We start from the raw sequence: 11,690 nt of genomic DNA on the forward strand, positions 1-11,690 counted from the left end.
CGCCTTTAAGCGAAGGTCATGCCGAAACGCTCGACCAACGCCTTCATCTCGGCATCCTGCTGAGTTGGCAACGGGAGGCGCGGAGGAAGCGGAGCTCCCGCGGCAAAGCCCATATGTTTAAGAAGAGCCTTTGAGCCTGCGACATAGGCTTGACCGCCGACGGCCTGAATGATCGGCAACCACTCCAGATAGAGCTCGCGGGCTTCATCATACTTCTTCTCATCTGCAGCGAGCGTGAAAATCCGTGACATGACCGATGGCGCCACATTGGATGCGACGGCAACCCAACCTTCAGCGCCCATGACGAAAGACTCGAAGCCGAGAATACCGCCAAATGGCGTCATTTTGCCCTTGGCCAGCCGGACGATATCGCGGATACGCGTCACTTCAAGCGTCGATTCCTTGACATAGTCGCAGCCGTCAATTTCTGCGATGCGCGCCAGAAGCTCAGGCCTCATGTCGACGTTGGAGGTCGCAGGATTGTTGTAGACCATGATCGGAATGGTGATGGATGCGGCGATCGTCTCATAATGCTTGACGATCTCGTCGTCCGTCGGCGTCGAATAGAAGGGCGGGATGATCATCACGCCATCGGCGCCGAGTTCTTCAGCTTTCCGGCTCAGACGAACAGACTCTCGCGTATCTTCGGCACCGGTTCCGATCAGGACAGGCACGCGCCCGGCAGCGGTCTCAATGACGGTTCGGGCGACGGCCTCCCAGTCCTCGCCGGAGAGCGACAAAAACTCACCTGTGGAACCGAGCGGGATCAGCCCGTGGATCCCCTCCCTGATCTGCCAATCAGTAAACGCAGCGAGCGCTGACAGGTTGACCCTGCCTTCTGAATCGACAGGCGTAATCATCACGGTGAAGACACCGCGAAACGTCTTGGACATGAAATCTATTCCTTGTTTTTTGTATAAATCAGCGCTGCTCTGCGAGCTGGACCGGTGCTGTCGACTGCCCGAAACGCCTTTCAATCCGTCGCTGGATAAAGTCCCAAACAGTTGTCAGAAGGAGATAATAGATGGCGGCAACAGCGAAGAGTTCGAGCACCATGAACTTCTCCTGAATGAGCACCTGAGTGCGGCGAAGCAGCTCTTCCATTGAGATGACCGAGGTAACGGATGTCGTTTTCAAGAGACCGTTCACGGAGTTCCCGAGCGGCGGAATGATTACCTTGAAGGCCTGCGGCATCACGATATAGCGCATGATCTTGCGCTCAGTCATGCCAAGCGCTCTTGCCGCACGCGATTGCCCTTCAGGGACCGCCTCGATCCCGGCTCTGATGATTTCAGCAAGATAGGCCGCCTCGTTGAGCGCAAGACCGATAAGGGCTGCCTCCACAACGGAGAAACGCAGTCCCAATTGCGGCAGGGCGGTGTAGATGACGATGAGCTGGACCAGGAGCGGCGTGCCTCTGAATATCCAGATGTAGACCCAGCCGATGCTTCGGAGCAGGCGGAGCTTTGAGCGACGCATCAAGGCGACGACAAAGCCGAGGACAAGCCCTGCGATCAACGATACACAGGTCAACCATATGGTCGTGACCACCCCACCCAGAATGAATGGGTTTACGAGATAGTCGAAGAAACCGGACCAACTCCAAAATGACATGCCGGGCGCCTTTCTGAGTTCATGAGGGTGCCGGTACTCACCGACACCCAGTATCAAACTGAACCGCTCTGGATTAGCGGTTCGGCCCCTTAACCGTATAGTCGCCAGCGACCATGGGCATTCCGTAGGCATCAAAGAGCTTGGCGAGCGAACCGTCAGCCTTCATCTCCTGCAGCACCGTCGACACTGCATCCGAAAGAGCGACACTCTTGAAGGCGACGGCCACCGGTGCGGGATAGAGTCCGCTTACCGCGCGCCGAAAATCACCGCGGGTATCATATTCTTTTGCCACGCCATCGATCGACACAACGCCCTGCACCTGGCCTGCACGCAGCGCCTGATAAGCCAGCGCAAAATTGTCGAAGGTCTGGATCGCCAAACCTTCCTTGCCAGCGGCCTTCAGCTCCTCATCAAGGAGCCTCGTCTTGGTTTCCTCAAAACCGCCAATCTCGACCCCGATGCGCATACCAGCGAGATCTTCCTTGGTCTTGACTGTCTCGTTGTCGGTGGCGACTGAGATGCTGATTGCCTGATCTTCATACGGAATCATCTGCATCATGGCCGCGCGTTCGGGCGTAAAGAAGATGCCGGTATTGATCATGTCCCAACGACCCGCCTGAAGCCCTGGGATCATAGCTGAAAATTCGATGCGGACGTATTCAGGCGTCAGGCAGAGCCGCTTGGCGATCTCCGTGCCAAGCTCGACGCGCATGCCCTTCAGCTCCCCTGAGGAGTCAACGAACTGCAACGGGGGGAGCGTGGGGTTTGTCGACATGACGAGCGTGCCAGGCTTGACGAGCTCGCTGTCCGCGACCTTGGGGGTGCAGTCTTGTGCATATGCTGAAACAGCAGTCGTGAGCAGCAGTCCGGCTGCGACGGAAATGGTGCGAAAAGACATGAGAACCTCTGGTGATTTTTTGATCTTCTGGTGGACCAACCCTCGAATGCTTCACTTCGCATTCAATTGGTATACCAAAGTCATACACAAAATTCCGGAGACCGCAAGCTGTTCATCTGGTGGGCGCGCAATTTTGATAATCTCAATGGAACGCAGGGGTGGGAGCGCCGCTCAGTATGTCGACAGCACGTTGCGGCGGATATGCTCGAGATGCTCGGTCATGGCATTTCGGGCCGCTTCAGCATCCCGCGCAGTCAGTGCGTCCAGGATTGCCTGATGGTCAGAAAGTCCAGGCTTGCGTTGCGCGAGCTTGCGCTGACGCTCGAAAATTGTCGTATAACGTCGCATCTGACCAATGATGTCGGCGAGAAAACGGTTGCCGCTTGCTGTCGCAATACCATTGTGGAGGGCATCATCGAAGGCCCAGACGAAGGCCGGCAGCGGGTCTGGATCAGACTCGATCTTTTCCAGCATCTCTCTCAGGGCCGCAAGCACTTCACTGGATATCATGTTGCAGGCAAGCGCTGCCGCACTCGGCTCGACCATAAGCCGGACTGCGATACTGTTGAGGTAATCCGCAAGCGTGATCACCTTGACGGTCAAAACACCCTTGGCATTGCGGACCAGAAGCCCCTGCCCTTCAAGGCGCCCCAGCGCGTCACGCATGGGCGACCGCGACACCCCAAGGCGCAGAGCAAGCCGCCGTTCCTGGATGACGGCACCACCGCTCAACTGCGCCGAGAGAATTTCTTCGAGGAGGCTGCTGTAGGTTTCATCCGCAAGGCTCCTGTCGGCCGCGGTGGCTTCGTCCATGTCCCGTCACTCCAAGCCATTTGACATCCACGCCCCGTATGGACCATGGCTTGTCGCAAGAAAACCCTTTAGGCAAATATCAATGGATCAAAGCACCATGGGGGCCGGGAGGCCAGATGCATCGTGACGAATATTGATTCGCATCGCGAAATCGACAGAACTGCAAAAGAAGGCGGGCACAAGCTGGCAGCGCTCGCCTATAATGCAGTCTCCGACATGATCCGTCATCGTCGTTTGAGCGGTGGCCATGTCATCGTTGAAGCTCGGCTTGCTGAAACCCTGGGGGTGTCGCGCACTCCGTTGCGAGAAGCGCTACAAAGGCTTGAGGGCGAAGGCCTGGTTCACAAGGGAGACGGTCGAAACTACGTGGTACGTCACGTCGATATCGGCGAATACATCCAGAGCCTCAAGCTTCGACTTCTGATCGAGCCACAGGCGGCCGTTGAGGCAATGCACAACATCCCAGGACGCAAGCTCATCGAAGTTCACCGCGAAATCGACGAACTCATGGGGGCGACGGCCTATCATACCGATGCACATTGGTTTTCGGACGATCACCTGCACAACCTCATTATCGACTATTGCGGCAACGAAGTCATGGCTGGCGTACTTCGGAGCCTGAGAGCCACCACACGCCTCTTCGAAATCGGACAATTGAAGGACCGGCTCAAGCCTGATTCAACCGAACACCTCGTGATCATCGATGCCTTGCAGCGAAAGGATCCGGTGGCCGCCCACAAGGCTGTCGCGGCGCATGTTGAGAGCCTTATCGCATTCGCCCGGATGCATATTGTGGTCAACGACTAAGCGATGACGGCGTCTTGGGCAGCCTAAACCGACGCCAGCAGGCGTGCGGGGGTCTCAACGAGCATGCGTTTGATTTCGTCTGGGCTGAAGCCGCGATCGCGCATTAGCGGGATCACATTCGAAATCATGTGTCCATAGCCGTGCCCGCCGTAAGATTGAAGTCGTGAACGGGTGCAAATATCCTGTGAGATAACGACATTTGCCCCCAACCCAGCTTCAAAGATTCGCCCGATATCGTAGATGCGCATCCAGTCGGTCGGCAGATCGGCAACGCCGAGCCAATATTGCGACTGCTCGATACCAAAGAAATCATATTCCACCACACAGCCGCGGCGTGCCAACTCTAAGACTTGCTCTACTTCGGTAAAGGTGCGCTCCATATGATCCATGATCGTTCGGCTCAGGTCCGCGCCGGCCTTCTCTAGGATGTCGAGGATCTGGGTAGGGGCATCTGGATGGCGTCCAGGATGGACAGTGATCGCAGCACCGGTCTTGTCCTGGGCTTTGGCAGCGGCCCGGAGCGAGCATTCCTCAAACGGCGTCAAAGGCCATGAGCAACCGATCTCACCGATAATTCCGCAGCGCACATCCGTGTCCCAGGCGCCTTCGGTCAGCTGCTGGACGATGGTTTCCGCCATCTGATCTGTGTCGAGGGCGAGGGTTTTCTCATCCTGATAGGGTTCCGTATAGAAGCCCGCACCCAAAACGATGTTGACCCCTGTCTTGGCACTAATCATCTGCAGGCCCCTTGGATCGGGTTGGAGCCCGCCGGTCGTCATCTCGACGATCGTACCCCCGCCTAGCTTCGCAAATCGCTCCACCTCTCTAAGAGCAATTTCGACATCTTGAAGCCTGTGATTGCCCGGATAATCATTCGGGCGGTAGGTGACATCAAAGACGTTCTCCAGCGTGATCACCACCTCTTCTCGTGGATCAACGCGCCGCGCCGCCGGTGTGAGGTCGCACAGGATGTGCTCATGCATCAGCGTCAACCCCAAGCCTGAAGCCTGAACACTGCCATTTACCGTTTGAACCATACCCTGCTTCACTCGCGATCCTCCAATGACATTCTGACGCTTGTCCGCGGCATAATATTGGTATACCAAACGAATACAAGACTGTGCAGCGGAGTGCGCTGGCAACTGGCGGGGAGGATATTTTGATCGGAAAGAGTCAGCTCATCTTCCTGACCAAGCGCGGATGCTGGATGCCATGAGTTTTCATCCGACATCTGAGCGCCTGGGCATCATCGGCTTTGGAGCGATCGGCGCACGGCTTGCCAGATTTTTCGCATCGGCCGAGCATGGGCCAAGAACGAGTGCAATCTTGGTGCGAGACCGTCAGCTGTCCAACGCTCGTGCGGTGGCGCCTGAGGCAACTGTCTGCACCAATTTCGAAGAATTTCTCGAGGCGTCACCGTCAGTCGTTGCGGAATGTGCATCCGCAAATACCCTGGCGACCCTTGGTCCCCTTCTGTTAAAAGCGGGCTGTGATGTCGTTCCGCTGTCTTTGGGCGCCTTTGCCGATGAGCGTCATCAGCTTCGCCTTTACGATGCAGCAGCTTCAGGACCCGGCCGCCTGGAAATTCCTGCCGGCGCGCTCGGGTCAATCGGTTTTCTAGCAGGGGCGCGCGAGCACGAACTGGAAAAGGTCACTGTCACCGTTGCATATCCCACCAAACGCTGGAAATCGATGGGGGCGCTGCGGTTCATTGATCTTGACCAGGTGCTCGAGTCGACCGCTTTTCTGGAAGCCAGCGCCCGTGAGGTAGCAAGGCTGTTTCCAGGCCACCTTAACGTCGTCACCGGTGCGGCCCTTGCAGGGCTAGGCCTCGATCGCACACACGTCATTTTGGTAGCGGATCCGACGATCCCCCAAGCCTGGTTCCAGATCGATGCAATTTCGGGCTCTGGACCGATCACGATTAGGGTCGACGGCCGCAACGCGACCGTCGATGAAGACCCTATCGATCATACGAGTTTTTCGGTCATTCGCCTTTTGAAGAGGCGATGTGCCTCTGTGGCCATTTAGGAGTACCCCAATGCAGGATATTCTCACACAGATCTGGGGCAGAGCACAGGAACACCGCGACGAGATTATCTCGGGCCTGCGGGATTATATTGCCGCTCAAGAAGGCGGAGAACCGGCGGTGCAGGCGATGTTTCGCCGAAATGCCGAAGCACTTGGATGCGCGGTAGAAGCCAGCACCTACAATCCGGCCGAAGTCATCCTCGTGGAAGAGTTTGCAAATGGCGCAACAATCAATCCTAAGCCGCGCACCAGCGTTGTCGCTCATTTGAAGGGAGTGGGTAGCGGACGCAGCCTGATCCTGTTCGCTCACCCCGACAGCGAAGCATTCAGGGCCGACAGCGGCTGGAAGCAGGATCCTCTCAAAGGTGAAATCGTCGATGGCAAACTCTACGGTTGGGGCGTTGCCGATGACCTCTCAGGTGTCGCGGCCGGATTGCAGGCTATTGCGTTGCTCAACTCTCTCGGACTTCGCCCATTGGGAGACGTTCTTGTTGCAAGCACGCCCAGCAAGCGGCACGCGCGTGGCGTTTCACATGTCCTGCAACATGGATTGAGCGCCGACGCTGTCGTTTACCTCCATCCCGCGGAGTCTGGTGTCGGGATGAAGGAAATCAAAGGCTTCACGTCCGGTCAGATCGAGTTTCGTATCGAGATAGAGGGCCAGGCACCGCCGACCACAGAGCCACATCAGACTGCCTTTGCGCATAAGGGCGTGAATGCAATTGAAAAAGCAATTCTTCTTGTTCAGGCGTTGAGGACTTTGGATGAGGAGCGGGCGTCCGCCGTTCGCCATCCGGCGCTTCAGGATGAAGTTGGCCGGTCGACCAATCTTATGGTGTCATTCATTCAAGCAGGCAATGCAGACCGGCTATCTCGCGGCGCAGACCGGTGTACGCTGGGCGCTGCGATTGCCTTTCCCCCTTTTGAGAAGCTCGAGAACGTGCGCTCCGAGATCGAGACTGCTATTGAACGCGTCACCGCCAATGACCCGTGGTTGGCAACTCACCCTCCGAAAATCCTGTGGGACGCCGGCGTTGCCGGTGCTGAAGTCCCCGTCGACCACGACTTGGTCAAGGCTGCGGCCTCGTCGATTAATATGATCTGCGGCTTCGAACCCTGGATCAATCCGATGCATACCGGCTCGGATATACGAAACCCGATGGTGCAGAAGAACATCCCAACTATCGGCCTTGGGCCGCTTTGCGGCAGTCTGACGCAAAATGGTGCAACTGACGAATGGGTCGACAGCGAAGATCATGTAAGGTTCGTCGCAACGACGGCAATGATCATTGCGAAGTGGTGTGGCCTCGCAATTTCAGGACCTGCTTCGACCTAGCAACTGATGTCAGCGCCATCACCCGCCAACGCTTTCCCAGAGACTAACGTAAGGAGACCAAAATGCTGACTGTCAAACGCCTGAGCCTCACAGATGCTCGCTTGCTGATCGAAGGTGCTCGCAACAAGGCTGAAGAGATCGGCGTGCCGATGTGCATCGCGGTCACGGACGAGTCGGGGCAGCTGATTGCCTTTGAACGCATGGACGGCGGGAAGATCACCAGCACGATTATTGCGCAAGACAAGGCATATACTGCAGCGGGTGCAAAACGGACTACAGAAAGCTACGGCGCCGCAAGCCAGCCAGGCAGCCCCGCATACGGAATCAACTCGGCCATCGGAGGCCGATTGATGGTGGTCGCTGGGGGCCTGCCGGTGATCGTCGAGGGAGAGGTAGTCGGAGCCATTGGTCTGAGCTCAGGCACCCCGGCACAGGATAGTGAATGTGCTCAAGCGGGGATAACACACCTGCTGTCGAAACTCTAACAGCCTTCAGAAGCGACAGAAAAGGTTCAAGGTCAGATGCCGGGCGGCATTTTTACTCGCTCCCACATTCCCCCCGACCATCGTTGGCGATCGTTCCAGGTTCACGCTCAACGTAACCATGCTTTCGCTCGACGCTGTGGATGGATGACAACAGCGAAGATAGTCCCGGCGCAATGCCATTTCACTTGTCAAGAAGTCCCACACCGTGCTGATCGCCCTGCCCCGGTGGGTACTGCACAAGGAATATTAACCCCATAAAGTGGGTTGAAAAATACCTACATGAAGTTATATTGATCCATCAAAGGGGTCAATTGATGCGCCTATCGTTGCAGATTCACTTTGATGACAGATGGCACAACGCTGCAACGCTCGAATTCAAGCAAGACGCGGCAGGCTTTCAGGGTGCGTCAATCGTCGACTACGATATCGAGTATTTTATCACTGTCGCGTCAGCGGATTTCTCGGCTGGCAAAACGGTACGCGATCACCGCGCCTTGTCTGTTGGTTTCCCTGTCGACCTTGAGAATCGATTCGGTCGCAATTGGCCGCCATTCCTTCTGGATCTCATGCCACAGGGGCATGCAAGGCGAAAGCTTGCCGAGCACCTCGGACTTGCCGAAGGCGCCCGCTCCTCGGATCTTCCGCTGCTTTTGCGATCAGCAACGGGCGGGATAGGCAATATCCGGATCAAGGAGGCGGCTGACGCCGAGGAGGAGCGGATGAGCGGCGTCGAACGCGTGGGGGTGACCGAGACAGAAATCCTTGAGCGGTCCGATCGCTTCATGGAAGTCGCCGATCGCTTTGGAATGCTTGCATCCGGCTCAAGCGGGCTGCAAGGTGAATGGCCCAAGGTCTCGATGACCAAAGCGAGTGACGAGCTCTACTATCCCGATAGCTTCGTGAACGATGATGAAGCCGTGCGCCACGTCATCGTCAAATTGGTCCGCAGCAACGATCCTGTGGATCGCCTTATACTCGAAGGCGAAGCCCTCTACTCGCGAATAGCTCAATCGATGGGTTTGCATGTCAGCGAACCCTCCAGCTATGCCGAAGGCGTGCTGATCATCCCACGTTTCGATCGGAAAATGAAGGAAGGTGGAGGAACCATCCGCTTGGGTCAGGAAAGCCTTGTCTCCGCGATTGGCATAGCTGATTTTGGCCATGTCGGTACACACGAGGCCTACATCGACATCCTGCGCCGATATACGGCCAGCCCCTTGGAAGACATAGAGGAATATCTGAAGCGCGATATTGCCAACCTCGCGCTTGGCAACCCCGACAATCACGGCCGCAATTCTGCTCTCAGCAAGTACCAGGACGGCACCATCCGCCTGTCACCACTCTTTGATTTCGCTCCGATGCGTCTCGCAAAGGAGGGCATCGTCCGCTCAACCCGTTGGGGTATGATGCGTGACAGCGGCCGCGATCACATGCCCGATTGGCGACGCATTTGCGCAGAGATTGTACCCGATCATGCTGAGCAAAAGGCTTTGATGACGTCGATCAGCGCGTTTGCCCAACGTCTGCAGCAGGCACCGACCATGGCGAAAGACCTTGGCGCATCTTCGGAACTTCTGGAGCGCGCGATGGGACGATGCTGGGCAATTACGGACCACGTTCTGGAGACATGCCAGTGACGCCGAAGGAAATCTAAATGGCTCGTTGGAAAAAACCGACGAAAGAAGAGATCCTTCAGAATCGCCAAACGCTCGCCGCGCGTGCGCGCGAGGGCGATCTAAGGCTGCCGGGGGCGGTCGTCGACATTCGAAGGGGTGTTGGCATGACCCAGGAAGAGTTCGCCAAGACACTTTCGCTCACTAGGCGCCAAGTAGCCGAGATCGAAGCCGGTGCAGCGAACCCCACACTCGAGACACTGGAGAGGATTGGTCGCCTCTTCGGTTTCGGCGTTGGCTTTGTTCCCTTGAGGTCACCTCGCAACGAATAGACAACACAGGATCTGGGAGGTCGCAGAGGCACACTGGCAACAGCTTCATTGCTGCAGTTCCTCGATGCTGCCATCAACATCGTTCCGGTCGGCGGACTTGGCATGGGCAATGCGCGCAATCCGTTGCTTGGAGTGAGCATCCCGCGAACGCGAACGCTTTAGTTGGCTACTTCGAGGAGAGCGGACAGCCTTCCGCACTACCTACACCGTAAATACAAACTGTTCGGTGAAACCGAGGTCCGCTCAGGCACCCTTCCCACGACTCGGCCTGATCAGGACTTCTGCACATATCCCCAATCGAGCGTGAAGTTCGCGGATCATATCGATCGAGAGGCTTCGCTTGCGATTTTAAACATCTGCCACACGATTACGCGGCCCAATTACTGGTTCGAGATCCCCGGGGGTCAGACTTTTCTGCTCCATCCGAAACCGGATTGCCTCCACCGGATCGGGAGAATCCATGGGATGAATCGTTGCTTCGTGGGCATCGATCAGGGTCGCCAGAACATCCAACCGGTCTCCTTCTGGGGTGCCAGCATTTGCTCCCCACAAGGTTTCGACCTCGGCAAGAGCTGCGTCGTAATCCGCTTCCGACCGGATGGGCTTCAGACCAATTGCCATGTTCGATCTCCTTCACCTTGATCTTGTCGCATGCCTTGTGCGTCCCGACCCACTTGATCCAGACGATGCCTTTTTTCGAAATCTGCCGCGACAACCAATCGATGATCGTTGCCTTTGATGTTGAAGACGCTCCGTTCAGCGCTGACGATGCTTGCAGTTGCAAACAGTCGCTTCACGTCCGCCGAACCGGTCCATTGCGTCCTGCAAACTTCGTCGAACCACGCATCAAGCGCGGCCTTCACAGCGGGTTGCCCCTTGTTGTCAGGAAGCCGGTCGACATGTTCGCGGTGGGTGCGCCTTGCTGTGATCCTCATAGCGCACCTATAGCACGGGAGAGAATTGGACTTAATTCGCTGCCTCTTGACTGTGCATCGCAGCTACCATCGCGACGCTCGGCTACGCCGGCGCGTCGGCGGCTGAAGAAACTAATCCAGCTCCCTGAATTCGGATCCGTTTCAGCAGGAGGCCAGTGACCCGGCAGACGATAGCCTGTTTGCCCGTTGACCGTCGCGCGAACGCAAAGTGTATCGAGCGTTCCGAGACCACAAGAACCCAGCCATTTTTGCCATTGGTGCAATTGCTCGATTTTGACGTCCGCCACGAAAATGGCGGGCACCGCAGGTAACCGATTGCCAGATGGCGAGCGCTCCTCGCGCGCGTTAGGTTTATATATATTTTCTTTCTCTGGATTCGGTGGACATATCTGACCGCCTTCGCAGGACATATCTGACTGCCTTTGGGGACGGATCTGCCCTCCTTCGAAGGGTGACAATTCTGTCCGTCTTTTCACGTGCCTCGGATGCTCGTACGATCGACAATGCAGAGGGACGATATTCTGTATTGTGCCCTATGCCATTCCCGCGCCGGACGTCGAACCACTCTTTGTCTTCGAGCTCCCGGATCGCACGCTGGATGGTCTTGACGCTCTTGCCGGTCGCGTCGGCAATCGTTTGATAGGACGGCCACGCCTTCTCGGTGTGGCCGTTCATGTGCGTGGTAACGATGTATAAAGCGATCGACCGAGCGTTGTCGCTCAGATCATTGTCGCAGCTCAGCTGCTGGAGCCACTGCAACTTTACTTCGCGGAATGGACGACGGGCACTCATACCACCCTCCGTGCAAACGCGGGAAACGCACTGA

The 11,690-nt window shown here is 56.7% G+C and carries 14 protein-coding genes; 6 read left to right on the top strand and 8 right to left on the bottom strand.

From position 1 onward, the window contains the following. Nucleotides 1–5: 5 nt before the first annotated feature. The 4 genes from QWE_RS07445 to QWE_RS07460 all read right to left on the bottom strand — a co-directional run bounded on the left by QWE_RS07445 (nucleotide 6) and on the right by QWE_RS07460 (nucleotide 3,325). Nucleotides 6–893: a dihydrodipicolinate synthase family protein gene (locus QWE_RS07445; protein WP_006725491.1), complete on the bottom strand. Its 888-nt coding sequence runs from the start codon at nucleotides 891–893 to the stop codon at nucleotides 6–8. A 28-nt stretch (nucleotides 894–921) separates the two neighbouring features. Further along, nucleotides 922–1,614, bottom strand: a complete 693-nt coding sequence (locus QWE_RS07450; protein ID WP_006725492.1) for an amino acid ABC transporter permease — start codon at nucleotides 1,612–1,614, stop codon at nucleotides 922–924. A gap of 73 nt (nucleotides 1,615–1,687) precedes the next feature. Then, nucleotides 1,688–2,512, bottom strand: coding sequence for an ABC transporter substrate-binding protein (locus tag QWE_RS07455; protein WP_040299726.1), 825 nt, complete (start codon nucleotides 2,510–2,512; stop codon nucleotides 1,688–1,690). A 171-nt stretch (nucleotides 2,513–2,683) separates the two neighbouring features. After that, the gene (locus tag QWE_RS07460) at nucleotides 2,684–3,325 is read right to left on the bottom strand and encodes a GntR family transcriptional regulator (RefSeq protein WP_006725494.1); all 642 of its coding nucleotides are present in this window, start codon (nucleotides 3,323–3,325) and stop codon (nucleotides 2,684–2,686) included. Nucleotides 3,326–3,448: 123 nt separating this feature from the next. Here QWE_RS07460 and QWE_RS07465 point away from each other — a divergent pair, with 123 nt between their 5' ends. Further along, entirely contained in the window at nucleotides 3,449–4,132 is a 684-nt protein-coding gene (locus tag QWE_RS07465; protein WP_006725495.1) for a GntR family transcriptional regulator, read from the top strand. 23 nt (nucleotides 4,133–4,155) lie between these two features. Here the strand turns inward: QWE_RS07465 and QWE_RS07470 are convergent, their stop codons facing one another. Further along, complete coding sequence (locus tag QWE_RS07470) at nucleotides 4,156–5,181, bottom strand: phosphotriesterase family protein (protein ID WP_052018098.1); 1,026 nt, start codon at nucleotides 5,179–5,181, stop codon at nucleotides 4,156–4,158. Nucleotides 5,182–5,344: 163 nt separating this feature from the next. Here QWE_RS07470 and QWE_RS24355 point away from each other — a divergent pair, with 163 nt between their 5' ends. The 5 genes from QWE_RS24355 to QWE_RS07495 all read left to right on the top strand — a co-directional run bounded on the left by QWE_RS24355 (nucleotide 5,345) and on the right by QWE_RS07495 (nucleotide 9,929). Further along, entirely contained in the window at nucleotides 5,345–6,163 is an 819-nt protein-coding gene (locus QWE_RS24355) for an aspartate dehydrogenase domain-containing protein (protein WP_167539689.1), read from the top strand. A gap of 10 nt (nucleotides 6,164–6,173) precedes the next feature. After that, on the top strand, nucleotides 6,174–7,499 hold the full coding sequence (locus QWE_RS07480) for a M20/M25/M40 family metallo-hydrolase (protein WP_006725498.1): 1,326 nt from the start codon (nucleotides 6,174–6,176) through the stop codon (nucleotides 7,497–7,499). Nucleotides 7,500–7,561: 62 nt separating this feature from the next. After that, on the top strand, nucleotides 7,562–7,984 hold the full coding sequence (locus tag QWE_RS07485) for a GlcG/HbpS family heme-binding protein (RefSeq protein WP_006725499.1): 423 nt from the start codon (nucleotides 7,562–7,564) through the stop codon (nucleotides 7,982–7,984). A 314-nt stretch (nucleotides 7,985–8,298) separates the two neighbouring features. Beyond that, nucleotides 8,299–9,621 (top strand): type II toxin-antitoxin system HipA family toxin, encoded by a 1,323-nt coding sequence (locus QWE_RS07490; protein WP_006725500.1) that lies wholly within the window; start codon nucleotides 8,299–8,301, stop codon nucleotides 9,619–9,621. Between the two features lie 17 nt (nucleotides 9,622–9,638). Then, complete coding sequence (locus QWE_RS07495; RefSeq protein WP_006725501.1) at nucleotides 9,639–9,929, top strand: helix-turn-helix transcriptional regulator; 291 nt, start codon at nucleotides 9,639–9,641, stop codon at nucleotides 9,927–9,929. A gap of 348 nt (nucleotides 9,930–10,277) precedes the next feature. Here the strand turns inward: QWE_RS07495 and QWE_RS25695 are convergent, their stop codons facing one another. The 3 genes from QWE_RS25695 to QWE_RS25705 form a co-directional block, all read right to left on the bottom strand. Continuing rightward, nucleotides 10,278–10,550, bottom strand: coding sequence for a helix-turn-helix domain-containing protein (locus tag QWE_RS25695; protein WP_006725502.1), 273 nt, complete (start codon nucleotides 10,548–10,550; stop codon nucleotides 10,278–10,280). Next, nucleotides 10,535–10,864, bottom strand: coding sequence for a type II toxin-antitoxin system HigB family toxin (locus QWE_RS25700; RefSeq protein WP_006725503.1), 330 nt, complete (start codon nucleotides 10,862–10,864; stop codon nucleotides 10,535–10,537). Before QWE_RS25700 ends, QWE_RS25695 begins: the two co-directional genes overlap by 16 nt. A 351-nt stretch (nucleotides 10,865–11,215) precedes the next feature. Continuing rightward, on the bottom strand, nucleotides 11,216–11,656 hold the full coding sequence (locus tag QWE_RS25705) for a helix-turn-helix domain-containing protein (RefSeq protein WP_006725504.1): 441 nt from the start codon (nucleotides 11,654–11,656) through the stop codon (nucleotides 11,216–11,218). Nucleotides 11,657–11,690 lie beyond the last annotated feature (34 nt).

This window comes from Agrobacterium albertimagni AOL15 (assembly GCF_000300855.1).
In the GTDB taxonomy this organism is placed as follows: Bacteria; Pseudomonadota; Alphaproteobacteria; order Rhizobiales; family Rhizobiaceae; genus Allorhizobium; species Allorhizobium albertimagni.